Origin of the sequence: Jatrophihabitans sp. GAS493, assembly GCF_900230215.1 — a bacterium.
Taxonomy (GTDB): Bacteria; Actinomycetota; Actinomycetes; order Mycobacteriales; family Jatrophihabitantaceae; genus MT45.
The window spans coordinates 3,259,152-3,284,409 of the sequence record NZ_LT907982.1 but is presented as its reverse complement, the minus strand read 5'-3'; the positions used below and the strand labels follow the sequence as shown (position 1 = coordinate 3,284,409).

The window sequence follows — 25,258 nt, the reverse complement described above, 5'->3', positions numbered from 1 at the left end:
GATTCGGTCGCGCTCGCTGGCCGGCTGGCTCGCTGGCTGAGGAGCCCGCTAGGAGCCCGGGTTGCTGGAACGGTCGCTGATGATCGCCTCGACGACCGTGGTCAGCTCGTCATCTCCGACCCGCACCGCGCCGGCGGCGGTGACGATGCGAACGACCGGGAAGATTCGCCGGCCGAGGTCAGGACCACCGGTGGCCGAGTCGTCGTCGGCGGCGTCGTAGAGCGCCTCCACCACCACCCGGATGATCTGCTCCCGACTCATCGCGGGACGCCAGAGCTTCTTCAACGAGCCACGGGCGAAGAGCGACCCGGAGCCGATGGATTCGTAGTACAGCTCCGGATAGCGGCCACCGGCGACGTCGAAGCTGTAGATGCGCCCGGCCGTCCGCTGGTCGGGGGCGTCGAGGTCGAAGCCGGCGAAGAGCGGAACCACGGCCAGCCCCTGCATGGCCTGGGCCAGGTTCCCGCGAATCATGGTGGCGAGCCGGTTGGCCTTGCCGTCGAGGGTGAGCTGGGTGCCCTCGATCTTCTCGTAGTGCTCGAGTTCGACCTGATAAAGGCGGACGATCTCGATCGCCAGGCCGGCTGTTCCGGCGATGCCGACGACCGAATAGTCGTCGGTCGCGAAGACCTTTTCGATGTCGCGCTGAGCGATGAGATTTCCCGCGGTGGCGCGACGGTCACCGGCCATCACCACGCCGGAGTCGAAGACGGCCGAGACGATGGTGGTGCCGTGCGGAGCCAGCTCGCCGGCTTCGCGGCTGGAGGGGCCCGGCAGTAGCTGCGGTGACGCCGAACTCAGGAAATCAGTGAATGACGACGAGCCCGGCGCCGTTGCGTGCTGCAGCAGCCCGAGCGGCTCGTGTCCGCGCGAGATCACTCGCCGCCCTTCTGGACGAACGACCGGACGAAGTCCTCGGCATTGGTCTCGAGGACGTCGTCGATCTCGTCGAGAATCGCGTCGACATCCTCGGAGAGCTTCTCGTGCCGCTCCGCTACTTCACTGGTGGTTTCTTCCAGTTCAGCATCCTCAACCGCATCGGGTTGACGCTGGGGACGGCTCTGACCGCTGTCATGAGTAGGCATATTCGACTCCCTTTGATATGAGCGTTACCTACCCTAGCGCGGACCCAGCAAGGCATCGATCAGAGACGACGCGTCCGGGCAGCGATCGAGTAGTTCACCGACGTGGCTGCGGGTGCCACGCAGCGGTTCGAGCGTCGGAACCCGAACCAGCGACTCGCGTCCGACGTCGAAGACGACCGAGTCCCAGGAGGCCGCGGCGATCGACTGCCCGTAGCGGCGCAGGCATTCGCCGCGGAAGAAGGCGCGGGTGTCCTCGGGCGGTGCGTTCATCGCGGCGACGGCCGAGTCGGGGTCGATCAGGGTCTTCATCGCACCGCGGGCGACGAGGCGATGGAAGAGGCCCTTAGCCGGGCGGACGTCGCTGTACTGCAGATCGATCAGCTGCAGCTGGTGCGAATCCCACTCCAGGCTGTCGCGGTCTCGATACCCCTGTAGCAGGCGCAGCTTGGCCACCCAGTCCAGCTCATTGGCCAGGCTCATCGGGTCGCTCGCCAGCGTGGCGAGCAGGGTCTCCCAGCGAACCAGGATGTCGACGGTCTGAGAGTCCGCGTTCTGGCCACAGCGGTCGTCGATGTACTTCTTGGCGCGGTCGAGGTACTCGCCCTGCAACTCGAGGGCCGTCATCGTCCGTCCGTCGGACATGGTGATCTGATGGGTCAGCGAGGGGTCGTGGGAAATCTGGTGCAGCTCTCGAACCGGTTGGGCAATGGTCAGATCATCGGCCAGGTAGCCGTCCTCGATCATCGCCAGCACCAGCGAGGCCGTCCCCACCTTCAGGTAGGTCGACGTTTCGGAGAGGTTGGCGTCGCCGATGATCACATGCAGCCGCCGGTAGCGGTCGGCGTCGGCGTGCGGCTCGTCCCGTGTGTTGATGATCGGGCGCTTGAGCGTCGTCTCCAACCCCACCTCGACCTCGAAGAAGTCGGCCCGCTGCGAGATCTGGAAGCCTGCCTCGCGCCCGTCCTGCCCGATACCGACGCGCCCCGCGCCACAGATGACCTGGCGGGTGACGAAGAACGGGATCAGGTGCCGGACGATGGCGCTGAACGGCGTCGACCGGCTCATCAGGTAATTCTCGTGGGCCCCGTAGGAGGCACCCTTGTTGTCGGTGTTGTTCTTGTAGAGGTTGATCTGGCCGTTGAGTCCGGGCGCAGCGGCGACGCGTCGGGCCGCCTCGGCCATCACCAGCTCACCGGCCTTGTCCCACCGGACGATGTCCAGCGGCGAGGTGACCTCCGGCGTCGAGTACTCCGGATGTGCGTGGTCGACGTACAGGCGAGCACCGTTCGGCAGGATGACGTTAGCCATCCCGGTGTCCTCCTCGGCGTCGATGAACTCCTGGGCCACCGAGCCGGTTCCGAGGTCGAAGCCACGGGCGTCGCGCAGCGGCGACTCCTCCTCGAAGTCCCATGCGGCGCGACGCGCCCGGCTCGACGGCAACCCGTTGGAGTAGGCATTCACCACCTGCGCCGAGAGGAGCATGGCGTTGGCGTGCGGCTGCCCAGGCACGCTCACGCCGTACTCCACCTCGGTGCCCATCACCCGGCGGACGCCGACCGGCGTGGCCGGGGTTTCAGTCATGAACGGCTCTCATTAGAGGTACTGACCGGTGTTTCCGATGGTGTCGATCGAGCGGCCGGCCTCCGAGCCCTTGCCGGAGACGAGCGTGCGGATGTAGACGATCCGCTCGCCCTTCTTACCCGAGATTCGGGCCCAGTCATCCGGGTTCGTCGTGTTCGGCAGATCCTCGTTCTCCCGGAACTCATCGACGCAGGCCGCCAGCAGGTGCTGCATCCGCAGGCCGCGCTGCCCGGTGGTGAGGAGGTCCTTGATCGCCATCTTCTTCCCGCGGTCGACGATGTTCTGGATCATCGCGCCCGAGTTGAAGTCCTTGAAATAGAGGGTCTCCTTGTCACCGTTGGCGTAGGTGACCTCGAGGAAACGATTCTCCTCGGACTCGGAGTACATCCGTTCCACGGTGTGCTGGATCATGCCGCTGACCGTGGCCGGAATGCTGCCGCCGTGCTCGGCGAGGTCGTCGGCGTGGATCGGCAGGGTATGGGTGATGTATTTGGAGAAGATGTCGCGGGCCGCTTCGGCGTCCGGACGCTCGATCTTGATCTTCACGTCCAACCGACCGGGTCGCAGGATCGCCGGGTCGATCATGTCTTCGCGGTTGGAGGCGCCGATGACGATGACGTTCTCCAGCCCCTCGACCCCGTCGATCTCGCTGAGCAGCTGCGGAACGATCGTCGTCTCCACGTCGGAGGAGACCCCTGACCCGCGGGTTCGGAAAATCGAGTCCATCTCGTCGAAGAAGACGATGACGGGGGTGCCTTCGCTGGCCTTCTCACGAGCGCGCTGGAAGATCAGCCGGATGTGCCGTTCGGTCTCCCCGACGTACTTGTTGAGCAGCTCCGGACCCTTGATGTTCAGGAAGTACGACTTCGCGTGCCCGTCGCCCTCGGCTCCGCGCACGCGCTGGACCTGCTTGGCCAGCGAGTTCGCCACCGCCTTCGCGATGAGCGTCTTGCCGCAGCCGGGCGGGCCGTAGAGCAGGATCCCCTTCGGCGGCCGGAGTTCGTGTTCACGGAAGACGTCAGCGTGCAGGAACGGCATCTCGACGGCATCGCGGATCGCGTCGATCTGCTTGGCCAGCCCACCGATGTCGGTGTAGTCGATGTCGGGCACCTCTTCGAGGATCAGCTCCTCGACCTCGCTCTTCGGAATGCGCTCGTAGGCGTAGGAGGAACGGGTCTCGACCAGCAGGGAGTCGCCGGCCTTGATCTTCTGCGAACGCAGCGTCTCGGCGAGGTGAACGACGCGCTCTTCGTCGGTGTGCCCGACGACCAGGGCGCGGTCGCGGCCTTCGAGGATCTCCTTCAAGGTGACGATCTCGCCGACCCGCTCGAAGCCGCGCGCGGCGACGACATTCATCGCCTCGTTCAGCATGACCTCCTGGCCGTACTGCAGGTCGGAGGCGGTGACTTCAGGTGAGACCGCGACTCGAAGCTTGCGGCCACTGGTGAAGATGTCCACCGTGCCGTCGTCGAAGAGCTCGAGGAAAACCCCGTAGCCACTCGGAGGCTGAGCCAACCGGTCGATCTCTTCCTTCAGCGCCACCATCTGGTCGCGGGCTTCGCGCAGCGTGCCGGCGAGGCGATCATTTCGATCGGTGAGGCTGGCCACCCGGGCCTGAGCTTCGCTCAGCCGCTCCTCCAGCGCGCGGACGTGGCGCGGTGAGGCGGCAACGCGCTCACGCAGCAGTTGCAGCTCCTCGGTCAGCTGCTGGAGCTGCGAAATCTCCGCCGTGTCACGTCGGGCGAACTCGTCGGACTCGTGGGCCATTGGGGCCACCTCCCGTTTGTGGTGCGCGAAAACTCACCCTACACATCGGAACGTATCTGGTCGCGCGGTCGGGTCTACTGTGGGACACCGCACGGCACCACTGGCTCGCGCCGTGGCGTATATCCACCAATGATGCCGCGCCGAATGGCATGCTGAACTGCTCGGCTCGACGGCCGGGCCGTACGGCCGGAGTATGACGGCCGGAAAAAGGAGTGACCTCGCTGTGACTGAACCGTTGCGCGTCTGGATCGATCAGGACCTCTGCACCGGCGACGGACTCTGTGTCCAGTACGCCCCAGAGGTCTTCGAGTTCGACGTGGATGGGCTGGCCTACGTCAAGGACGGTGACGGAGAACTGCTCGCCGCCGCCGGGGCGCGGGTCGATGTTCCGAGCAACCTGCGGCTGGACGTGATCGACTCGGCCAAGGAGTGCCCGGGCGACTGCATTCACGTCGAACGGGCCACCGACGGCGTCGAGATCGCCGGTCCCGAGGCCTAGCGCGCCACTACGGCAGCGCTCGCCGCCCCTTCGGCTTCTCCGCGCCCTGGCCAGGGTTCTCCCCGTCCACAGGTCGCGCCAACTCCGGCGCGTCACCGGACTTGGCTGGTCGACGCTGCCGAGCCGGCGCGGTAACTCCCGGCGCCAAGCGCCGAGCCGTCACCAGAAACGCGGTGTGACCGATCATCCGGTGCTCGGGGCGCACGGCAAGGCCGACGACGTGCCAGCCGCGCACCATCGATTCCCACGCCGTGGGTTCGGTGTAGCCGCCGAACTCGCGGATGGCTTCGACCAGGCGCGACAGCTGCGTGGTGGTTGCCACGTAGCCGATGAGGACTCCCCCCGGCCGTAGCGACGCCGACACCGTCGGCAGCACCTGCCAGGGCGAGAGCATGTCGAGGATCACCCGGTCAGCGATCACCTCCGGCGGGTCGCTGGGATGGTTGGCCAGATCGTCGACGATCAACTCCCAGTTCTCCGGGTGCTCACCGAAGAACATCTCCACGTTGCTGCGAGCCACGTCCGCGTGGTCGTCGCGCACCTCGTAGGAGATGACTCGACCACGCTCACCGACGGCCCGGATCAACGAGCAGGTCAGCGCGCCGGAGCCGGCCCCGGCCTCGATCACCGTCGCGCCCGGGTGGATGTCTCCGAGCGCGACGATCTGGGCGGCGTCCTTCGGGTAGATGACCGCCGCCCCGCGCGGCATGGAGAGAACGAAGTCAGCGAGCAGCGGGCGCAGCGCCAGGTATTGCGTGCCCGAGGCCGACACCACGACGCTTCCCTCCGGCTGACCGATGAGGGCGTCGTGTTCGATACCACCACGGTGGGTATGGAACTGCTTACCCGTGGCGAGAGTGACCGTATAGAGACGGCCCTTGGTGTCGGTGAGCTGAACGCGGTCACCGACGGCAAAATTGGGGTTGCTCATGCTGTGTCTGTGCATCCTTGCTGCGCGTGCATCTGGGGAGCGAATCTCTCGAGTGAGTGGCGCCGGGCGAAAGTCTACGGGCGTCGGACCTGAGAACCCGTTGTGTCGGGGGTACTCCGTGGCGCGCTTTCGCCGCACGACCGATAGCGTTGCGCCGTGAGTTCCAGGACGAAGCCGGCCAGCCGTACCCGGTCCTCCTACCCTGGCGAGTCCGCACGGTCTCGATTTCGGCGCCCCCGCCATGCCGCGCAGCGCACCACCGCCCGGCATCGCAAGCCGGTCGAGAACGATCTGACCAAGCCCAGTCACCTGCTGCGCTACGTGGCGTTGGCCGCGATCACCGTGCTGGTGGCGGTCGGTATCCGCAGTTATGCGATCCAGCTCTTCTTCATCCCGTCGGCGTCCATGGAGCCGACGCTCTGCGGCGGAAACTGCCCGGACGGCAATGACCGCATCCTGGTCAACAAGGTCGCCTACCGGCTCGGAAGTCCCGACCACGGCGACATCGTGGTCTTCGCCCGCCCGCACATCCTGGACGGCCAGACTCCCGACAAGGATCTGGTGAAGCGGGTCATCGCCGTCGCCGGCGACACGATTCGCTGGAGCGGACAGTCGCTGTGGCTCAACAACATCGAACAGCATGAGTCGTACGTCAACCCGGTCTGCAACAACAGCCTCGGTGCCACCACGATCGGTTCGGTGACGGTGCCGGCCGGGGACGTCTTCGTGATGGGTGACAACCGCTGCGACTCGACCGACAGCCGGGTCTTCGGGCCCATCGCCACGTCATCGGTGGTCGGCAAGGCGTTCATGATCGTCTGGCCGGCCAAACGTATTTCGCTGCTCTGAGACGTGCCTCGAGCCGAATTGTCAGTGGGCTGACCTACGCTCGAATGCATGAACGTTACCCAGGCCCCCACCGGCACCGACCCCGGGCCGTCTGCGGCGGCCGTCGCTGAACTACCTGAGGCGATCATCGGGTCACTCTCGCCGTCGCGGGCGGCTGACTTCAAGTCCTGTCCGCTGCTGTATCGCTTCCGCACGATAGATCGACTGCCGGAGCCACCCTCGAGTGCGGCGGTCCGGGGAACGGTCGTGCACGCCGCGCTGGAGGCCCTCTACGACCTTCCGGCGGCTGAGCGCACTGTGGCGGCCGCCCAGGATCTGGTGACCCCCTCCTGGCAGCACGTCGTCGAACAGAACCCCGAGGTCGAGACGCTCTTCGCGCAGGACGAAGATGGCTCGGCGCTGCGCGACTGGCTCAGCTCCGCCCGGGGGCTGGTGGCCAACTACTTCGCCCTCGAGGATCCAACTCGGCTGGAACCGGCGGCCCGGGAGGAACTCGTCGAGGTCGTTCTGGACGGCCTTCGATTGCGCGGCTATATCGACCGGGTCGACATCTCCACCGCCGGCGATCTGCGGGTCGTCGACTACAAGACGGGCAGCACACCACGAGAGGCCTTCGAGGCGAAGGCACTCTTCCAGATGAAGTTCTACGCGCTCGTGCTCTGGCGCACCCGGGGCGCAGTTCCGAAGCAGCTCAAGCTCATCTACCTGGCTGACACCGACACGCTCACGTACTCCCCCGACGAGCAGGAGTTGGAGCGCTTTGAGACGACCATCCGGGCGATCTGGGCCGCCATCGCCCGGGCGACCGTGAAGGGCGATTTCCGCCCGAGTCCGAGCAAGCTCTGCAACTGGTGTGAGCACCAGTCACGCTGCCCGTCCTTCGGAGGAACGCCACCGCCGTTCCCCTATGAGGCGCTGGCCCGAAGCCACGGCGATCGCCGGGTCGACAACGCCGGACCGACGGCCGACACCGTCAGCGACCCGGCGGCCATCGCGGCCGACCTCCGGGTCGTCGACGGCGACTGATCTGCTACGAGTCTGCTACGAGCCGGCGACAACTGCGACGAGAGCCCGCAGGTCGGCAACCGTCAGGTCGGCGAGGGAGGCGTGCAGTGTCCGCGTCGAGGCGGCGGATATCGGCACGGCGTGCGGGATCGCGATGACGACACAGCCGGCGGCCTCCGCCGAGGCCACACCGGTCGGTGAGTCCTCGATCGCCACGCAGTCGGCCGGTTCGACCCCGAGCCGGGCCGCCGCGGTGAGATAGGCCTCGGGATGCGGCTTTCCGTCGAGCACCTGGTCGCCGGTAACCACCGCGGCAAACGTTCCAAGTGGGAGCTGTTCGATCATCGTCTGAGCCAGGCTGTCGTAGGACATCGTGACCAAGGCCAGCGGGATCTCGTGGGATCGCAGTTCGGCCAGCAGAGCCACCGCTCCGGGACGCCACGGCATCGCGCGCTGCGCCGCGGCCACCACCCGCTCCAGCAACCGCTCCACGATCTCGATCGGCTCCAGCGGCACCGGGCCGTGCACCCGGATGTATTCGGCCGAGGTGATCAGCGCATTGCCGACGAGGGCGTGCGCATGTTCGTCGTTCCAGGACCCGCCGAACTCGCTGACGATGGCGTATTCGGCCTCGATCCAGTACGGCTCGGTGTCCACGAGCGTCCCGTCCATGTCGAAGAGAACGGCGGCAAGTGGCATATCACCGAGCCTACCGACTCGAGGAGAGGAGGATATGCGCCGCCGACGGGCTACCCGGTCGTAGGCTGATCGAATGATCGACGTAACCGAGGGCACCGACGGTTGGCCGAAACTCAACGACGCTGTGCTGATCGCGGCCTTCGAGGGGTGGAACGACGCGGGGGATGCCGCGACCGGTGCCGTCGAGCACTTGGAGCTGATCTGGAACGCGACCCCGTTGACCGCGCTCGACCCCGATCACTACTACGACTTCCAGGTCAACCGCCCCACCGTCTCCACAATCGACGGGGTTACCCGCCGGGTTGAGTGGCCGACCACTCGGTTGTCGGTCTGCCGCCCGCCCGAGGCCGAATTCGACGTGATTCTGGTCCGCGGGATCGAGCCGAATATGCATTGGCGCCAGTTCTGCGACGAGATTCTGGGCGTCGTGCACGCCCTCGACGTCCGCATGGTGGTCACCCTCGGCGCGCTGCTCTCCGACTCGCCGCACAGCCGCCCGACGCAGGTCACCGGGAGCTCCTACGACTCTGAATCGGCCGAGAAGTTCGGTCTGGAGCAGTCGAAGTACGAGGGTCCGATCGGCATCGTCGGGGTGCTGCAGGACGCGTGTGTCGCCGTCGGGATCCCGGCGATCTCGTTCTGGGCCGGTGTGCCGCACTACGTCTCCCAGCCCCCGAACCCCAAGGCCGCGCTGGCCCTGCTGCACCGCGTCGAGGAGGTACTCGATATTCCGGTCCCGCTGGCCGAGCTGCCGGCGCAGGCCGATGAGTGGCAGAAATTGGTCGACGAGATGGCCGCCGAGGATGACGAGGTCACCGAGTACATCCGCAACCTCGAAGAGCGTGACGACGAAATCGATCGCGGCGAGCTCCGTGAGATCTCCGGTGATTCGATTGCTCGCGAATTCGAGCGCTACCTTCGCCGGCGTGACCGTGGCGGCGGTTTCGGCACCGGCCCGATGAGCGGCTGACTTCCGCCTACAGCACTCACTCCAGGGGCGTCAGAGCGCGATCCCGAGGAGCGCGTCGATAGCCTCAGCGCCCTCCCCGGAGACCTCGTCGCCATCGGAACGGGAACGGGCATTCGCCTGCTCGGCCCACCGGTCGGCCGCGGCGATCGCCGAGATGGTGTCCAGATCATCGGCGAGGTGACTGCGCAGCCGGGAGATCAGCTCCTGATCCTGCAGGGTGGTCGCCAACTTCGACGCCGCGCGCCAGTTGGCCAGCCGCCCCTCGGCCGCGCGCAGTCGGCCGCCCGTCCATTCCCGATCGGCGCGGTAGTGCCCGTCCAGCAGCGCCAGGCGAATGGCCATCGGATCCACACCGGCGTTACGCAGCTTGGAGACGAAGACGAGATTCCCCCGCGATTTGCTCATCTTCTCCCCGTCCAGACCGATCAGGCCGGCGTGCACGTAGTGAGTCGCGAAGGGGTGCTCCGACCGTAGCGACTCAGCATGCGCCGCCGAGTGCTCGTGATGCGGGAAAATAAGATCCGATCCGCCGCCTTGGACGTCAAAGCCCATCCCGAGCCGGTTCAGGGCGATCACCGAACACTCAATGTGCCAACCGGGGCGGCCGGAGCCGATCGATGTGTCCCAGAACGGCTCCCCCGGACGCATCCCACGCCAGAGCAGCGAGTCCAGCGGATCCCGCTTCCCCTCCCGCTCCGGGTCACCGCCGCGTTCGGCGAAGAGGCGCATCATCGTCGCGCGGTCGTAGTTCGATTCGTAGCCGAAATCCGGTGCGCTGGTGATGTCGAAGTAGATGTCCTCGTCGACGTGATAAGCCGCGCCCGAGGCGAGAAGGCTGGTGATGGCTTCGGTGATCTCGGTGACTGACTCCACCGCCCCGATGTACTCGTCCGGGGCCAGCACCCGCAGCGCGGTCATGTCCTCGCGGAAGAGGGCGATCTCGCGCTGCGCCAGCACGACCCAGTTCTCGCCGGTGTGGGCCGCCCGCTCCAGCAGCGGGTCATCGACATCGGTCACGTTCTGGACGTAGCGCACAGCGAGCCCGGTGTCGCGCCACTGGCGTTGTATCAGGTCGAAGGCGAGGTACGTCGCGGCATGGCCGAGGTGGGTGGCGTCGTACGGGGTGATGCCGCAGACGTACATCCGGGCCAGCTCACTCGGGCTGCTGGGTCGCACACTCGCCGTTGCGGTGTCGAACAATCTCAGCGGCTGCGGTGCGCCGCTGATCTTGGGGACGGGGTAGCTCGACCAAGACTCCATGTAACCAACCTATCCGGTAGGAAAAGAGTCGCTGACACGACCTCGCCAGCCGGCTGCATCGGCGGTCGGCTACATCGGCGGCCAGGGAATGGCCGGCCAGTCCGGAGATGGTTCCGGGTGCCGTCCGGATTCGATGAGCGCGTTGATACGCCGGGTCGTCTGCCGGACCTCGCGGGTGGTGAGGAGCTCCGACAGCCGCTCCCCCAGGTCGCCGGCCATCTTCTCGCGCAGGCGCTGCAGCTGATCGACCGCCACGTCGGTGAGCTGATCACCGGCCCACTGCCACAGGATCGTGCGTAGTTTGGGCTCACGGTTGAAGCTCACGCCGTGATCAATCCCGTAGATGTGCCCCGACGCGGTGGGGAGCAGGTGTCCGCCCTTACGGTCGGCGTTGTTGATCACAGCATCGAAGACGGCGATCTCGCGCAGTTGCTCGGAGCGGCGGGTGCGGAGCAGACCGATCAGGTCGACCTCGTCGTCGATGTCGATCCAGAGCTGCACCATGCCGGGGCCGGCCGGTCCATCGCGATAGAGCGTGGGCGGTACAACCAGCCACTCGCTGGCCGCAGAGAGTTCGTAGGCCGCCACTTCCCGCTCAGCCAGGGTGCCGTCCGGGAAGTCCCAGAGCGGCCGCTCCCCCGACACCGGCTTGTAGACGCAGGCCGCCTCGACGCCGTCCAGCTCGACCCCGCAGTACAGCGTCGCGTTGGAGGCGTCGACCAGACGTCCCTCGATGCTCAGCGAGCCGTGCGCCAGGAGGTTGAGGGCATCCTCGACGGCCATCGTGCGCGCTGGGGTGAGCGCGGGCTCTTCCGGTGGCGCGGCGTCGCTGCGGAACTCACTCATTCGACAGCGGTGCCCGGCGGTGGTACCCGTTCTGTCGCGGGCAGATGTGACCGGCGGGGTCCAGCGGCTGGCCACAGAGCGGACACGGGGGTCGGCCGGCGGAGATGACCCGGCGGGAGCGCTCCACGAAGGCGCGGGCGACGCGAGGGTCAAGCAGCACCCGCAGCACGTCCGGCCCCTCTTCGACGTCGGCCAGCAGCGTCTCCTCGGCCAACTCGGCATCCTCCACCGGGGCCTGTGCCTCGATCACCACGACGCCACGGTCGCCGTCCCAGGCCAGCCCCATCGCTCCGACCCGGAACTCCTCCTCGACCGGCTGCTCCAGCCCGTCAGTGTCCGGGGAGGACGCGGGAAGCGGCGTACCGGTGCGGCTGACGACGTCGTCGAGGAGCTCCTCGACCCGGTCGGCCAGCACGGCCACCTGGTTCTTCTCCAGCGCGACTGAGACGACGCGTGGCCCGTCGGCGGCCTGCAGATAGAAGGTACGTTCGCCGGGCACGCCAACAGTGCCGGCGACGAAACGTCGCGGGTGATCGAAGAGGAAGACTTGACGAGCCATGGTGCCGTCCAGCCTATCGGTTGCCGACTACACCGAACCGGCGCCTGATCCGCCACCAACGGTCGCATCGGCCGCCGTGCTGCGGCTCTTGCGGCCACGCCGCTTCGGCGGGATGAACGCGCTCAGATCCGCCCCAATGTCGTTGGCACGCAGTACATAGGGACGCGCGTCGGTATAGCGGACCAGCGACACCGAGCAGGGATCCACCACGATCCGCTGGAACTGGTCCAAGTGCAGGCCGAGGGCGTCGGCCAGGATCGCCTTGATCACATCACCGTGGCTGCAGGCGACCCAGATCGCCTCCGGGCCGAGCTTGGCGTCCCACTCGCGGATCGCTTCGACCGCCCGGGCCGACACCTCGGGCAGGCTCTCTCCGCCGGGGAAGCGAGCCGCCGAGGGCTGCCCCTGCACGATCTTCCACATCGGCTCTTTGGCGAGGTCCTTGATCTGCTGCCCGGTCCAGTCGCCGTAGCGGCACTCCACGATCCGTTCATCGACGTCGCGTTCGACGGTGCGGCCCGCGGCCTGCTGCGCTGCGGCGATGGCGTCCGCGGTGTCGACGCAGCGCTCCAGCGGGCTGGTGACGATCGCCGATAGCGGAAGCACCGCGATCCGCGCGGCCACCGCCTCAGCCTGCTTGATACCGCGCTCGTCCAGATGCAGACCCGGGGTGTGGCCGGCGAGGACGGGACCGGTCATGGCGGTCAGACCGTGACGCACCAGCAGGACGGTGGACACGGTCAGGTCGCCGAGATGACGCCGGCGGAGAGCAGGCCGATGAGAAGCAGCCCGAGCGCGACCCGGTAGTAAACGAAGATGTAAACCGAGTGCTTCGCGATGTACTTCATCAACCAGGCGATCGAGGCCAGACCGACGATGAACGCGATCAGGGTCGCCACCCCGGTGAGACCGACGCCCGGGCTCCCCTTGTCGCCGATCTTGCGGGCCTCGAAGAGCGCCGAGAGGACGACGGCCGGGATGGAGAGCAGGAACGAGAACCGGGCCGCGGTGGGGCGGTCCAGGCCTCGGAAAAGCCCGGCCGTGATGGTCGTCCCCGAACGGGAGGCGCCGGGGATGAGGGCCAGCGCCTGAGCGCTACCCACCCAGATGGCATCGGTCGTGTTGAGCTGTTCCTCGTCGCGGCGCTTTGTGCCGACCTTCTCGGCCAGACCCATGATGAGCGCCAACACGATGAGCGTGACGGCGATCAGCCAGAGATTGCGCGCGCCGGTCTCGATCTGATTGCGGAAGACCAGCCCGAAGACGCTGACCGGGATGGTGGCCAGGATGAGATACCACCCCATCCGGCACTCCAGCGAGCTGCGGACCGAGCGGTCGACGAAGGTACCGCGGAACCAGGCCATGGCGATGTGCAGCAGTTCTCGCCAGAAGTACCCGACCACCGCGATAGTGGTGCCGAGCTGAATCACAGCCGTGAAGGGTGCTCCGGGGTCGGGCCAGTTGAAGAGCGCCGGCACGATCCGAAGGTGGGCCGTCGAGGAGACCGGCAGAAACTCGGTGAGACCCTGGACGATTCCGTAGACGATGGCCTGGAAGAGGCTCATGTCCTGTGTCTGGGCGGTTGAGGCGAGAACTTGGCTGGCAGCGACTATGGAGTGCACCGCACTCACTCGCCGACGCCGGATTCCTGCAGCGCGGTGGCTGCGACCCGGAGGGCCTCGACTCGCTCGGTAAGAGTGGAGCCGAAGGGCGCGAGTGCGAGAGTGGTGACACCTGACTGGGCGAAGTCCACGAGGCGCTCGGTGATGCGCTTGGCCGGGCCGAGCAGCGAGGTCGAGTCGATGAACTCCATCGGCACGGCCGCCGCGGCACCGGCGTAATCGCGGGCCAGGAACTTGTTCTGGACCTCCTCGGCGGCCTCGCCGTAGCCCATCCGGGTAGCCAGCGCGTTGTAGAAGTTCTGCTCACGGCTGCCCATCCCGCCCACATAGAGCGACGCGTAGGCGCGCACCGGGTCGGCGCAGAGCGCCACGTCGTCGCCGACCATCAGTGGGACGGTGGGGACGACGTCGAAGCCCTCCAGCGTCTTGCCGACCTTGGCCCGTCCGGCGCTGATGTGCTCGGCCTGCTCGGCGGCGAACTGCGGGGCGAAGAAGATAGCCAGCCAGCCGTCGGCGATCTCACCGGCCAGTTCCAGGTTCTTCGGCCCGACAGCGGCCAGGTAGATCGGGATGTGGTCGCGGACCGGGTGCACGGTCAGCTGCAGGGCCTTCCCCGGCCCATCGGGGAGCGGCAGCGTGTAGGTCGCGCCGTCGTAGCGGACGCGCTCCCGGGAGAGCGCCATCTTGACGATGTCCACGTACTCGCGGGTGCGGGCCAGTGGCTTGGCGAAACGGACTCCGTGCCACCCCTCGGAGACCTGCGGTCCGGAGACCCCGAGCCCGAGCCGGAACCGGCCGTTGGAGAGCGTGTCGAGCGTCGCCGCCGTCATCGCCGTCATCGTTGGTGTGCGGGCTGGGATCTGCATCACAGCGCTGCCGACGTCGACCTGGTTCGTCTTGGCCGCTATGTAGGAGAGCACGGTCGGCGAGTCCGAGCCGTAGGCCTCAGCGACCCAGACGACCGAGAAGCCCAGTCTGTCGGCCTCCAGCGCGAGTTCCAGGTTGTCGGCGTCATTTCCCATACCCCAGTAGCTGAGGTTCAGCGCAAGCTTCATGTCGCTCACATTAGGCGATGGGCGCTCAGGCCCGAAGCGTGGCGCTCCGGCGGGCGTCTGGAGGTACAGCCCGGCCCAGTAAGTTCTTCCTGTGATGGAACGCAAGGTAGGTCAGTCCGGACTGTCGGTGTCGCACCTGGGGCTGGGCACCATGACCTGGGGCCAGGAGACGGACGCCGACGAGGCAGCGGCCCAGCTGATTGCGTTCCGCGACGCCGGTGGCACTCTCGTCGACACTGCGGTCTCCTATGGTCTGGGGCAGGCCGAGCAGATCCTCGGGCAGCTCATCGCCGATGTCGTGCCCCGTGAGGAGCTGGTGATCGCGACCAAGGCCGGGATCTACCGCACCGAGACCGAGCGGCGCATCGACGCTTCCCGGGGCGAACTGCTTCGGCGGCTGGATCAGTCGCTGACCCAGATCGGCGTTGATCACGTTGACCTCTGGTACGTGCACATAGCGGACGACACCGTCGGTTTCGAGGAGACACTGAGCGCGCTCGACTATGCGGTGAGCTCCGGAAAGGCCCGGTACGTGGGCGTCTCGAACTACGACGGTTGGCACACCGCCCGCGCCGCGACCTGGCAGCGCGCCGGTGTCGGTCGGGCCCCGATCATCGCGAATCAGTCCCGCTACAGCCTCCTTGATCGGGGCCTGGAACGTGAGGTTCTGCCCGCCTGCGCCGCGATGGGTCTCGGAGTTCTGCCGTACTCCCCGCTCGGTGGCGGCGTGCTGACCGGGAAATACCGCACCGGAATCCCGGCGGACTCTCGCTCAGCCCGCTCTGGACGGAACCTGCCCATCGTCACCGACCGTGAGATCGGCATCGTGGAGGCCGTCGCCACCGCGGCCCAGGGCCTGGCCGCCTCGCCGATCGCGGTGGCGCTGGCCTGGGTTCGCGACCAGCCCGGGATCACCGCGCCGATCATCGGGGCCCGCACCCTCGGCCAGCTCGTCTCGGCGCTGGCCTCGGAGACGCTGGCGCTTCCGCCGGAGATCCAACAGGCCCTCGACGACGTCTCACGTCCCTACCGGGCCTACCCCGAGGATCTCAGCTGAGCGACGAAGCGGTATTCACCGCGTTCTGTGCCGCCGGCCTGTGGCCGGGTCTCGGCAAGACGCTGGCCGCCGCTCTCGAGACCGCCGACATCCGTGGACCCGAGGATGTGAGCGCGAGCAACCTCGCCCTCCTGCCCAAGGTTGGTCCGACCCGGGCCGGACGCCTCTTCTCCTCGTTCCTGGGCGCAGCGCCCGAATATGAGGTCGTCGAGCTACTGCAGCCGGCCCAGGTCGATGCACGGGTGGCCGCTCGCATCGTCGACGCGCTCGGCCCGGCGGCGCCACGGCTGATCCGCGAGGACCCGTGGCGGCTGCTGCTGGTTGGCGGACTGACCCCCGCCGATGCCGATCGAGTCGCCCGCATCGCGATCCCGGGGGTGAGCCGCGACGACCCACGACGAGCTCGGGCTCTGGTCGCCCATGTGCTCAGCGACCAGGCCCGCGACGGGCACACCGTCACCGAACGGGAGCATGCCGTGGACGCCCTGCGGGAATGGAGCGTCGGCGACGCCGCGCGGGCGATCGATGCCGCCGTCGAGGCTGAGGTGGTCGTGCTCTTCGACGACGCGACTCTGGGCCTGCCGAACTATGTGGCGGCCGAGCAAGCAATCGCTGCGGATATCCAGCGACTGTTGACGAACGCGAAGGCGATCAAGGTCGACAAGAAGCATCCAGCCGTCGCCGAATTGGATCAGACCCAACGGGCGGCGGTCGGCTTCGCGATGAGCGATGGGGTCAGCGTACTCACCGGGGGCCCGGGCACCGGTAAGAGCCGGACCGTCGCCGCGATAGTCGCGTCAGCAGAATCCGTCGGGAAAACCGTGGCATTGGCCGCGCCGACCGGTCGAGCGGCGAAGCGGCTGGAGGAGCTCTGTGAGGCACCGGCCTCGACGCTGCACCGATTGCTCGGCGCGCAACCGCGGCAGCGGGGCGACGAAGTCAACTTCTCCACCGGCTTCGCCCGCAACCGCGAGTGGCGTCTGGACGAGGACATCGTCGTCGTCGATGAGACCTCCATGCTCGACGTCGATCTGGCCCATGCGCTACTCGACGCCTGTGCCGACGGCACGCATCTGGTCTTCGTCGGGGATGCTGCGCAGCTGCCGTCCATCGGGCCGGGACGGGTGCTCGGCGATCTCATAGACGCCCGGGTGGTGGCCGTCACCGAGCTCACCACGCTGTACCGGCAGGCCGATGGAGGCACCATCGCGAAGCTCGCGACCAGCGTGCGCGGCGGCGAGCTCGCCGCCGTCGACGACCCGACGCACGAGGTGGTCATCGTCGCCGCCCGCGGCAGTGCCGACGCCGCCCACCGGGTGGTTCAGCTGGTGACGGATTCGATCCCGCGGGTCCTGGGCATTCCGACTTCGCAGGTGCAGGTCGTGACGCCGGTGCATCGCGGTCCGGCCGGGACGCAGGGACTGAACGAGGTGCTGAAGCAGCGGCTAAACCCGGGAACCGACCGGCGCCGTTTCGATCCGGGCGACCGTGTGGTGGCGACGGCGAACCATCTGGAGGCCGAGCCGAACGGCTATGCCAATGGCGAGGTCGGAGTGGTGAGTGATGTCGCCCCCGACGGGGTGGTCACCGTCGACTTCGCCTCCGGTCCGGCGAAGATCAAGGGCAAAGCACTGGCCGACCTGGTGCACGGGTGGGCGATCACCGTGCACCGAGCCCAGGGATCGGAGTTCCCGGCCGTCGTCGTCGTGCTCCCTCCGGAGGCGGGACGCATGCTCTCCCGGCCGCTGGTCTACACCGCGTTGACCCGAGCCCAGCGACACCTCTCCGTGGTGCACGGTGTCGGGGGTGCCCTGGCCAGCGCGGTCCGGCGCGTTGGTGCCATCCCCCGGCGAACGCGGCTTCAGCAGGAGCTGATCGCCAGCGTCGGTGCCACCGATCGGTGAGGTGGCTGGAAATCCCCGCGCCTTCCAGGTTCAATGGAGTCGATGAGAGCAAGCTCGTCGGCACAATCAAGCGACGCGGACCCCGATTGGGAGTACGCGCCGCTGCGTCTGCCCGCCGACGTGACCCGGGTTTCGGCGGCCGTGCAGCTCTCCCTGCACGCCGAGTACGGCGGTTGGGAACTGGCCCGGGTACTTCGTTATGGCGATGGCAGCCGCCGGGTCTGGCTGCGCCGAAAGCGCCGCCCGGCCCCGGATCTGCTCCCGCTACCAGGACTGATCAACTAGCGCTGCGGCATCGACGAGGCTTGCCCGCGCGGACCCAGCCGACCGGCTACCCCAGCATCGCCTGGACGGACTCGACGGTGTCGATCTCGCTTACCGGCTTGTCGTCGCGGTAGCGAAGAACGCGGGCAAACCGCAGCGCCACCCCACCCGGATAGCGGGTGGAACGCTGCACTCCGTCGATGGCCACCTCGACCACCTGCTCGGGCCGAAGCGCCACCACCCGTTGCTCCAGCGGCGTGGCCGCCAGTTCCCGAAACCGTTCGGTCTGCCACTGCAGCATCGCGTCGGTCATTCCCTTGAATGTCTTGCCCAGCATCACGAACCCACCGTCCGCGGCGCGGGCACCGAGGTGGATGTTGGAGAGCAGCCCGGTGCGGCGACCCGATCCCCATTCCACGGCGAGAACGACCAGGTCGAGGGTGTGCACCGGCTTGATCTTCAACCATGAGTCGCCTCGACGACCGGCCTCGTAGCTAGCGCTAAGCGACTTAGCCACGACGCCCTCGTGCCCGGAGGCGACGACGTCTTCGAAGAATGCGCTCGCCACCTCAGCGTCGGCGGTGACGACCCGGCGGGGACGATACTGCGCAGGGACCAACCCTTCCAAGGCCTCGATCCGGGTGGCGGCCGGCTCGTCGATGAGATCCACCCCGTCCAGGTGCAGCAGGTCGAAGAAGAACGGGGTGAGTGTGGCCGCTGCCTCCGCCTCCGCGGAGTTGCCGCTGGCAAAGCGTGCCGCCGTCACCTGAAATGGGTGCGGGCGCCCATCGGGACGCAGCAGCAGAACCTCGCCGTCGAGGACGAAGCGGGTCGCCCCGAGTCGCCGCGCCAGCTCCACGATCTCCGGAAGCCGATCGGTTATCTCGTCCAGTGACCTGGTAAAAATAAGGACATTCTCGCCATCGCGGTGGACCTGGATGCGCGCCCCATCGAGCTTCTGTTCCCATCCGGCCAGGCCGAGACGGGCAATCGCATCGACGATCGAGCCGCCAGGTTTGGCCAGCATCGGGGCGACTGCTCGACCGACCTCCAGCCCCACCGCCCCGACCTCCGTGACGCCGCCGAGCAGGGCCAGGCGGGCGATGGCCGGGGTATCCCCGTGGAGCATTGCGGCGCGTCGCACCGCTGTGATGGGAACTTCGGCCGCGGCGGCCACGGCGTCGAGCATCAGCGCGCCCAGCGCACCCTGACGCAGTTCACCTCCGATAAGCCGCCGCAGAAAGTTCTGCTCGTGGGCAGTCGCCGCACCGAAGAGTCTGGTCAGCTCGGCGGCGCGCGCGGCCCTGGACCCGGCCCCGGAGATCGTCGCAATCGAGTCGAGGGCCTGTTGCACGTCGCCGATCGCCAACACCGGTTCGTCGCCGGCCGCTGGGATCGTCCGTAGGGCCGCCCATCCGACGCCGATCTGGCCTTGCAGCAACTCGCCCGACAACCAGGCCACCGCCGGTTCGATCTCAGTTGGCTCGAGCCCGCGCAGAAGTTCGGCCAGCAGCGCGGTCTTCTTCAGCCGCCCTGGTTCACCGGCGAGCTGGAGAGAGGCGGTGGCCACCGACGCGAAGAGCATCGCGATCAGCTATTGGAGAGGAACCGGTCCAGGACGCGGACGCCGAACTGTAGTCCGTCCACCGGGACACGTTCGTCGATTCCATGGAACAGAGCGCTGAAATCCAAGTCGGGCGGCAGTCGCAGGGGTGCGAAGCCGAAGCAACGGATTCCCAGCGTCGAGAAGGATTTCGCATCGGTGCCGCCGCTCATCAGGTACGGCACGGCCTGCGCGGCTGGATCCTCCGCACGCAGCGCGGCGGCCATCGCGTCGACCACCGCGCCGTCGAACGAGGTCTCCACCGCTATGTCTCGATGGATGAACTCGCGCTCGATTCCAGGGCCGGCGAGTTCGTCGATCTTGGCCATCAGCTCGTCCTCGAACCCGGGCAGGAATCGTGTGTCGATCGTCGCCTCGGCAGTGGAGGGGATGACGTTCGCCTTGTACCCGGCGGAGAGCATCGTCGGATTCGCGGTGTTCCGCAGCGTTGCCCCAATCATGCGGGCCATCCCACCGAGGTGCGGCAACGCCGCTTGCGGGTCGTCCGGGTCGATCGGCAGGCCGGTCAGCTTGGCGACGTCCTCCAGAAAGCGTCGCAGGGTGTCGGTGACGGTGATCGGGAATTCATGGGCACCGATACGTGACACCGCGGCCGCGAGCTTCGTAACCGTGTTGTCGTCGTGAATCATCGAGCCGTGCCCGGGCCGCCCCTGGGCCCGCAGTCGCAGCCAGCCAAGGCCCTTTTCGGCAGTTTGAATCAGGTAGAGGCGGAGGTCGTTGTTCATCGTCACGCTGAACCCACCGACCTCACTGATCGCCTCCGAGCAGTCGGCGAAGAGACCAGGGTGGTTGTCGACGAGCCAGTGGGCACCTTGAGTGCCTCCGGCCTCCTCGTCGCTGACGAAGGCAAGGACTATGTCGCGTGGCGGGCGGCGGCCAGTGCGAGCCCATTCCCGCACCACGGCCAGCGTCATCGCGTCCATGTCCTTCATATCGACGGCGCCGCGTCCCCAGACATACCCGTCACGGATCTCACCGGCGAAGGGATCGACTGACCACTCGCTGGCCTCGGCCGGCACCACGTCGAGGTGACCGTGAATGAGCAGCGGTGCCCGGCTGCTGTCTTCGCCGCTGATCCGGGCGATCGTCGAGGCCCGTCCGGGCGCCGCCTCGAGAATCTGAGACTCGATACCAACTTCGGCTAGCTTCTCAGCGACCCACTCCGCGGCGGGACGCTCAGGGTGGGTCGGGTTCGAGGTGTTGATCGCAATCAGATCGCTGAGAAGGTCGGCGACCTCGTCCTCCGCGGTTGTCTGCGCAGCGCTATTCATACGCCTTTACTACCAGTTCGGGCTGACAGCGTGCACACCCGGCACGGGCGGGCGGGTGGGTCAGGCTTCGCGCTGGCCGCGGCGGCGACCGGCGATGAAGACCACCACGGCGACACCGACGGCAAAGCCGACGATCAGCGCGGCCAGAATGGCGGAGTACCCGACCGGAGCCGGCTCCTTACCCACATTGGCCAGCACGACCGCCTCGGGATCGCCATTGGGCGGTTGACCGCTCTTCGACGAGTCGCCGGGAACCGCTGCCTGAGCCGGCTGGTTCGCACCGGACGTCTGGGGTGGTGTACGCCGAGTGAGATTTGTATCACTAGCAGCAATGGACTGCAGTGTGGGTTGAACGCTGGTGGTTGACCCACTGCCGGACCCCCCTGCCGCCTCTCCAGCCCCGCTGGCGACGGCGCCGCCGGTTCCGGCAGCAGCCCCGGCGGGGTGGGCCGGCTTAGGCGACGGCGCCGGGACCGGCTTCGGCTTCGGGGTGGTCACCGGATTGGCGGCGACCGCAGGACCCACCGGCGGCTTCGGCGACACGGTCGGCTTCACGACCGGAGTCGGGGTGGCCTTGCCTGGACTCGGAGATTTGACCGGCTTGGGCGTCGGAGCGGGAGTTGGGTGCTTCACCGGTGCCGGAGTCGGGGTCGGCGTCGGCTTGGCCGTCGAACCGCCGAACGGCCAGTCGAAGCACCAGAAGAGAAAGCAGATCTGCGACGAGTCGGCGGCCTTGGCCGTGACCTTGCCGGTGGTCTTGGACGAGGTGGCGGAACTCGGCGAAGCACCGGCCGCGACCGGGAACATGAGGCTGGCCAGGATGGCCAGCACTGCGGCGGCACCGACGGCCGACAGTCGCCGACCAGAGCGATGGCGACGGCGCGCCTCAAGCGTGTCTAGCGTTTCGACAGCGGACGGGTCGCTGCCGGTTACGTGAGCGTGACCGGTCGGGACAGCGCGCGCGGGTACTCGCCGCGACTGCTGGCGACGGTGCTCAGCGTCCTGCATGCTCGAAAATCCCCTGGCTGTCGGTGGTCGGCGGTCGTCCCATTACCTTACGTAGAACATATGCTAGCTCAGCGCTTGCGCTTCCGCGAAGCCGCGTCACCTGGATCTTCTCAGGTTGAGGTGAAGACAGTGTAAATCACGCATCCACCTGTTTAAGGTTCCCTTTACACGCCTTCTCTAAACCGGCAAGTCGAAAGCGTTCTTCTGCCTCGCCTGGCTGGTCAGTGCGCGAACCCACCTTCGGTATGAGCTAGACTCACAAATCGCTCGTCCGGGTGGCGGAATGGCAGACGCGCTAGCTTGAGGTGCTAGTGCCCTTTATCGGGCGTGGGGGTTCAAGTCCCCCCTCGGACACGTTTGGTTGAGACAGACAGCGGCTCGCGGCCCCCAGGAAACTGGGGACCGCGAGTTTTGCTTTCTGCGCTCTTGGCGTCGGGCTAGCGAGCGGTCGGCGCGGTGAAGGCGGCGCGGAAAGCCTCCAGCGCGGATTGGCTATCGCCCGACGCGCCGGAGACCCACGCCTCCATCCCGACCGTGCCGCGGTAGCCGGCCGCATGCAGAGCGCGGGCGACTGCGGGGTAATTGATCTCCCCGGTCCCCGGTTCACAGCGCCCCGGGACATCAGCGACCTGTATCTCACCGGTCCAGTCGATGCTTTCGTTGATCAGCTCGATCAGGTTCCCCTCCCCGATCTGCGCGTGGTAAAGATCGAGGTTCATCCGCAGGTGGGGGGAATTGACGCCTCGCACCAGCGCCAGGGTGTCAGCAGCTCGTGCGAACGGCGTTCCGGGGTGGTCAACCAACGTGTTGAGATTCTCGAGGGTGAAGACGACTCCCTCCCGCTCACCCAAGTCGCTGATGCGCCGCAGGGTCTGTTCGGCGGCGAGCCACATCGAACCGGTCACCACCTCCGTCCGCCGTACGGGCAGGCCGCGACCGTCCAATCCGGTCCCGTGCAGATTCAGGTTCGGGTTTCCCAACCGTCGGGCGGCGGTGATGGACCGCTCAGCGGTACGCAGCAGCAGGTCGGCGCCATCCGGGTCGATCAGCTCGCCCTCGACGTAGCCGGTCATCGAGGTGAACTCAGCACCGGTCGCGGCCAGCGCGTCGAGGTCCTTCGACGTCCAGTCCCATATCTCGACCGCGAAGCCTAGGTCGTGAATGATGCCGGCCCGTTCGATGATCGGTTTCTCCAGGAAGACCATCTCGGCACAGACGGCCAACATGAACCCGTAGTCGGAGGAGGTCATCGGGTCTGCTCCGTCAATCGCACCGGCGCCCCGGTCTGCACCGATTCAATACAGCCCAGGGCGACCTCCAGAGCCCGGCGGGCGTCGACACCGGTGACCGACGGCGAGCGCTTCTCGCGCACCGCGTCGACGAACTCGACAAACTCCGCGGTGTAGCCGTCGATGAAGAGTTCGACGTCGCTGCGGGCGGTCTCGACGTGCTGGCCGGCGCGGTCGTACAGCACCGTGGCGCTACGGCGTCCGTCGCCGGCCGTGATCATCCCGCCTGACCCGAAGACCTCGGCCCGCACGTCATAGCCGTAGCTGGCGGAGAAGTTCGCCTCAGCCGTCGCGATCGCACCGTTGTCGAAGGTGATGACCACGACCGCCGTATCCAGCAGTCCGGCCGCCTTGTACTCCGGCGCGACGAGAGCGTCGGCCACCGCGTAAATGCTTACCGGTCTGGCTGGCTGGTTGAGCCAGAGCAGCGTGTCGAAGTCGTGGATGAGGGTCTGCAGGAACACCGTCCACGGTGGCACCCCCGCCGGGTTGGCCAACCCCGGATCGCGGGTCAGCGAACGCAGCAACTGCGGTGTACCGATCGCGCCATCGGCGATCAGTCGGTGGGCCTCGGCGAAGTCGCGGCTGAAGCGACGGTTGAAGCCAACCTGCAGGGCGACGCCGGCGGCGTGGGCGACTGAGATCGATCGATCGATCTCAGCCAGGGTCAGTCCCATCGGCTTCTCGCAGAAGACGGCCTTGCCGGCCGCAGTCGCCGCTTCGGTGAGCGTGACGTGGGCATCGACCGAGGCGGCGATCACCACCGCCTCGACCTCGGGATCGTCGAAGAGCTCCGCCGGCGAGAGCGCTCGCGCACCGAACTCACCGGCCAGCCGCTGCGCCGCGTCGCCCCTCGGATCGGCCACCGCGACCAATTGCGCACCGGGCACCCGTCGCGCCAGCACCTCTGCATGCGAATTGCCGATCCGACCGGCCCCAACCAGACCGACCCGAACCGGACGGGCGATCGCTTCACTTGTCGTCATTGCTCCACCTCTCATACCCTAGAGCGCTCTAGCATGCCCGCCGTCGGCGTGTCTCGTCAAGGAGACTCACCTAGAGCGCTCTATACTCAGCGCAAGTCGAGAGGAGTCCGAGGATGCGATCGCAGAACCGATCGGCCGCCGTAACGATGGCCGACGTGGCGCAACGGGCCGGCGTCTCCCGCGCCCTGGTGTCGATCGTCTTCCGTGGCGTGCCGGGAGCCAGCGAGGAGAACCGCCGGCGGGTCATGCAAGCGGCCTCCGAGCTCTCCTACCGTCCGGACCAGCGCGCCCAATTGCTCGGCCGCAACCGCAGTCGAACCGTCGGTGTGGTATTCGGATTGCACAATGAATTCCACGCGGAAGTCGTCGAACGGCTCTACCAGGCGGCGGCGGGGACCGACTACCAGCTCGCCCTGAGCCCGGTGGCGGCCGGGCGGAGTGAGGAGCAGGCGATCCAGTCGCTGCTCGACTTTCGGTGCGAGGCGCTGATCCTCGTCGGACCGTTCCTGCCCAGGGCCGCGCTCGAAGCGGTGGCGGGGAGGCTCCCGGTGGTGGTCATCGGCCGGGCGCTACGAAGCAGCACGATCGATGTCGTGCGCACCGACGACGCCGTCGGCGCGGAGCTCGCCGTCGCGCACCTCGTTGCCCTCGGGCACCGGCGTATAACCCACGTAGAGGGACAGCGGGCTCCCGGAGCGACCGAGCGCCGGCGGGGCTACCGCCGAGCGATGGAGACGGCCGGGCTGCTGCAGGAAGTGGCGCTGGTTCCCGGCGGACTCACCGAGGACGCGGGCGCCCGAGCCGCCGATCGCCTGCTGAGCACAGACCTTCCCACGGCCGTCTTCGCCTTCAACGATCACTGCGCCGCCGGCCTCATCGCTGAATTCCGCACCCGATCAGTACGGACGCCGCAGGACCTCTCCGTCATCGGCTACGACAACACCGGCGTCGCCCGCTCGGCCACCCTGTCGCTCTCCACCATCGCGCAGGACGCGCGGACGCTGGCCTACCGGGCACTGGAGATCGCCATCGAGCGATCCGCCGAGGTGACCCACGAGGCGGTCGAGGTCATCACCGCACCGATGCTGATCCTCCGCGCGACGACGGCAGCGGCGGCCTGAGACTCC

The 25,258-nt window shown here is 67.4% G+C and carries 25 protein-coding genes and 1 tRNA gene; 9 read left to right on the top strand and 17 right to left on the bottom strand.

What is annotated here, in order from left to right; all coding sequences use genetic code 11:
• Nucleotides 1-48: 48 nt before the first annotated feature.
• Genes prcB through arc form a run of 4 tightly spaced genes read right to left on the bottom strand, consistent with a single transcriptional unit; the run spans nucleotide 49 to nucleotide 4,433 of the window.
• Nucleotides 49-876: a proteasome subunit beta gene (gene prcB, locus CPH63_RS15270; protein ID WP_172892313.1), complete on the bottom strand. Its 828-nt coding sequence runs from the start codon at nucleotides 874-876 to the stop codon at nucleotides 49-51.
• The gene (locus CPH63_RS15265; RefSeq protein WP_096303720.1) at nucleotides 876-1,085 is read right to left on the bottom strand and encodes a ubiquitin-like protein Pup; all 210 of its coding nucleotides are present in this window, start codon (nucleotides 1,083-1,085) and stop codon (nucleotides 876-878) included. Before CPH63_RS15265 ends, prcB begins: the two co-directional genes overlap by 1 nt.
• 33 nt (nucleotides 1,086-1,118) lie before the next feature.
• Nucleotides 1,119-2,666, bottom strand: coding sequence for a depupylase/deamidase Dop (gene dop / locus CPH63_RS15260; protein ID WP_096303719.1), 1,548 nt, complete (start codon nucleotides 2,664-2,666; stop codon nucleotides 1,119-1,121).
• A gap of 12 nt (nucleotides 2,667-2,678) precedes the next feature.
• Nucleotides 2,679-4,433, bottom strand: a complete 1,755-nt coding sequence (arc, locus tag CPH63_RS15255; protein WP_096303718.1) for a proteasome ATPase — start codon at nucleotides 4,431-4,433, stop codon at nucleotides 2,679-2,681.
• Nucleotides 4,434-4,626: 193 nt separating this feature from the next.
• Between arc and CPH63_RS15250 the strand changes: the two genes are divergently transcribed.
• Entirely contained in the window at nucleotides 4,627-4,932 is a 306-nt protein-coding gene (locus tag CPH63_RS15250; protein WP_096303717.1) for a ferredoxin, read from the top strand.
• Between the two features lie 7 nt (nucleotides 4,933-4,939).
• Here CPH63_RS15250 and CPH63_RS15245 read toward each other — a convergent pair whose 3' ends face one another.
• Entirely contained in the window at nucleotides 4,940-5,863 is a 924-nt protein-coding gene (locus CPH63_RS15245) for a tRNA (adenine-N1)-methyltransferase (protein ID WP_096303716.1), read from the bottom strand.
• A gap of 156 nt (nucleotides 5,864-6,019) precedes the next feature.
• Between CPH63_RS15245 and lepB the strand changes: the two genes are divergently transcribed.
• A complete protein-coding gene (gene lepB, locus CPH63_RS15240; RefSeq protein WP_096303715.1) occupies nucleotides 6,020-6,712 on the top strand; it encodes a signal peptidase I in 693 nt (230 codons plus the stop codon).
• Between the two features lie 48 nt (nucleotides 6,713-6,760).
• Nucleotides 6,761-7,738, top strand: a complete 978-nt coding sequence (locus CPH63_RS15235) for a PD-(D/E)XK nuclease family protein (RefSeq protein ID WP_096303714.1) — start codon at nucleotides 6,761-6,763, stop codon at nucleotides 7,736-7,738.
• Between the two features lie 15 nt (nucleotides 7,739-7,753).
• Here the strand turns inward: CPH63_RS15235 and CPH63_RS15230 are convergent, their stop codons facing one another.
• The gene (locus CPH63_RS15230) at nucleotides 7,754-8,416 is read right to left on the bottom strand and encodes an HAD family phosphatase (RefSeq protein ID WP_096303713.1); all 663 of its coding nucleotides are present in this window, start codon (nucleotides 8,414-8,416) and stop codon (nucleotides 7,754-7,756) included.
• A 73-nt stretch (nucleotides 8,417-8,489) separates the two neighbouring features.
• Here CPH63_RS15230 and CPH63_RS15225 point away from each other — a divergent pair, with 73 nt between their 5' ends.
• Complete coding sequence (locus tag CPH63_RS15225; protein ID WP_096303712.1) at nucleotides 8,490-9,386, top strand: PAC2 family protein; 897 nt, start codon at nucleotides 8,490-8,492, stop codon at nucleotides 9,384-9,386.
• A gap of 30 nt (nucleotides 9,387-9,416) precedes the next feature.
• Here the strand turns inward: CPH63_RS15225 and mshC are convergent, their stop codons facing one another.
• The 6 genes from mshC to CPH63_RS15195 form a co-directional block, all read right to left on the bottom strand.
• The gene (mshC, locus tag CPH63_RS15220; protein WP_096303711.1) at nucleotides 9,417-10,646 is read right to left on the bottom strand and encodes a cysteine--1-D-myo-inosityl 2-amino-2-deoxy-alpha-D-glucopyranoside ligase; all 1,230 of its coding nucleotides are present in this window, start codon (nucleotides 10,644-10,646) and stop codon (nucleotides 9,417-9,419) included.
• A gap of 69 nt (nucleotides 10,647-10,715) precedes the next feature.
• Nucleotides 10,716-11,492 (bottom strand): SCO1664 family protein, encoded by a 777-nt coding sequence (locus tag CPH63_RS15215; RefSeq protein ID WP_096303710.1) that lies wholly within the window; start codon nucleotides 11,490-11,492, stop codon nucleotides 10,716-10,718.
• A complete protein-coding gene (locus CPH63_RS15210) occupies nucleotides 11,485-12,051 on the bottom strand; it encodes a DUF3090 domain-containing protein (RefSeq protein ID WP_096303709.1) in 567 nt (188 codons plus the stop codon). The genes CPH63_RS15215 and CPH63_RS15210 overlap by 8 nt, the downstream gene beginning before the upstream one ends.
• A gap of 27 nt (nucleotides 12,052-12,078) precedes the next feature.
• Nucleotides 12,079-12,789 carry an MSMEG_4193 family putative phosphomutase gene (locus CPH63_RS15205; RefSeq protein WP_096303708.1) on the bottom strand — a complete coding sequence of 237 codons (711 nt, stop codon included), beginning with the start codon at nucleotides 12,787-12,789 and terminating at the stop codon, nucleotides 12,079-12,081.
• A 2-nt stretch (nucleotides 12,790-12,791) separates the two neighbouring features.
• Nucleotides 12,792-13,616, bottom strand: coding sequence for an undecaprenyl-diphosphate phosphatase (locus CPH63_RS15200; protein ID WP_096303707.1), 825 nt, complete (start codon nucleotides 13,614-13,616; stop codon nucleotides 12,792-12,794).
• 62 nt (nucleotides 13,617-13,678) lie between these two features.
• Complete coding sequence (locus tag CPH63_RS15195; RefSeq protein ID WP_096303706.1) at nucleotides 13,679-14,728, bottom strand: LLM class F420-dependent oxidoreductase; 1,050 nt, start codon at nucleotides 14,726-14,728, stop codon at nucleotides 13,679-13,681.
• 91 nt (nucleotides 14,729-14,819) lie between these two features.
• Between CPH63_RS15195 and CPH63_RS15190 the strand changes: the two genes are divergently transcribed.
• The 3 genes from CPH63_RS15190 to CPH63_RS15180 all read left to right on the top strand — a co-directional run bounded on the left by CPH63_RS15190 (nucleotide 14,820) and on the right by CPH63_RS15180 (nucleotide 17,974).
• The gene (locus tag CPH63_RS15190) at nucleotides 14,820-15,785 is read left to right on the top strand and encodes an aldo/keto reductase (protein WP_096303705.1); all 966 of its coding nucleotides are present in this window, start codon (nucleotides 14,820-14,822) and stop codon (nucleotides 15,783-15,785) included.
• Nucleotides 15,786-15,892: 107 nt separating this feature from the next.
• Nucleotides 15,893-17,689 (top strand): AAA family ATPase, encoded by a 1,797-nt coding sequence (locus CPH63_RS15185; protein ID WP_197704369.1) that lies wholly within the window; start codon nucleotides 15,893-15,895, stop codon nucleotides 17,687-17,689.
• A gap of 42 nt (nucleotides 17,690-17,731) precedes the next feature.
• Nucleotides 17,732-17,974 carry a DUF5703 family protein gene (locus CPH63_RS15180; RefSeq protein WP_096305182.1) on the top strand — a complete coding sequence of 81 codons (243 nt, stop codon included), beginning with the start codon at nucleotides 17,732-17,734 and terminating at the stop codon, nucleotides 17,972-17,974.
• A gap of 46 nt (nucleotides 17,975-18,020) precedes the next feature.
• Here the strand turns inward: CPH63_RS15180 and CPH63_RS15175 are convergent, their stop codons facing one another.
• From CPH63_RS15175 to CPH63_RS15165, 3 genes are read right to left on the bottom strand one after another with little or no spacing between them, the layout of a single operon-like run.
• Nucleotides 18,021-19,538: an ATP-dependent DNA ligase gene (locus tag CPH63_RS15175; protein ID WP_096303703.1), complete on the bottom strand. Its 1,518-nt coding sequence runs from the start codon at nucleotides 19,536-19,538 to the stop codon at nucleotides 18,021-18,023.
• 5 nt (nucleotides 19,539-19,543) lie between these two features.
• Nucleotides 19,544-20,848 carry a M20/M25/M40 family metallo-hydrolase gene (locus CPH63_RS15170; protein ID WP_096303702.1) on the bottom strand — a complete coding sequence of 435 codons (1,305 nt, stop codon included), beginning with the start codon at nucleotides 20,846-20,848 and terminating at the stop codon, nucleotides 19,544-19,546.
• Nucleotides 20,849-20,908: 60 nt separating this feature from the next.
• On the bottom strand, nucleotides 20,909-21,856 hold the full coding sequence (locus CPH63_RS15165; RefSeq protein ID WP_157749585.1) for a hypothetical protein: 948 nt from the start codon (nucleotides 21,854-21,856) through the stop codon (nucleotides 20,909-20,911).
• A gap of 269 nt (nucleotides 21,857-22,125) precedes the next feature.
• On the opposite strand from CPH63_RS15165, the gene CPH63_RS15160 reads away from it, so the two are divergent.
• A tRNA-Leu gene (locus CPH63_RS15160) sits at nucleotides 22,126-22,210 on the top strand.
• Nucleotides 22,211-22,293: 83 nt separating this feature from the next.
• Here the strand turns inward: CPH63_RS15160 and CPH63_RS15155 are convergent.
• Complete coding sequence (locus tag CPH63_RS15155) at nucleotides 22,294-23,106, bottom strand: TIM barrel protein (RefSeq protein WP_096303700.1); 813 nt, start codon at nucleotides 23,104-23,106, stop codon at nucleotides 22,294-22,296.
• The gene (locus tag CPH63_RS15150) at nucleotides 23,103-24,131 is read right to left on the bottom strand and encodes a Gfo/Idh/MocA family oxidoreductase (RefSeq protein WP_096303699.1); all 1,029 of its coding nucleotides are present in this window, start codon (nucleotides 24,129-24,131) and stop codon (nucleotides 23,103-23,105) included. Before CPH63_RS15150 ends, CPH63_RS15155 begins: the two co-directional genes overlap by 4 nt.
• A gap of 113 nt (nucleotides 24,132-24,244) precedes the next feature.
• On the opposite strand from CPH63_RS15150, the gene CPH63_RS15145 reads away from it, so the two are divergent.
• Entirely contained in the window at nucleotides 24,245-25,252 is a 1,008-nt protein-coding gene (locus CPH63_RS15145) for a LacI family DNA-binding transcriptional regulator (RefSeq protein ID WP_096303698.1), read from the top strand.
• Nucleotides 25,253-25,258: the final 6 nt, after the last annotated feature.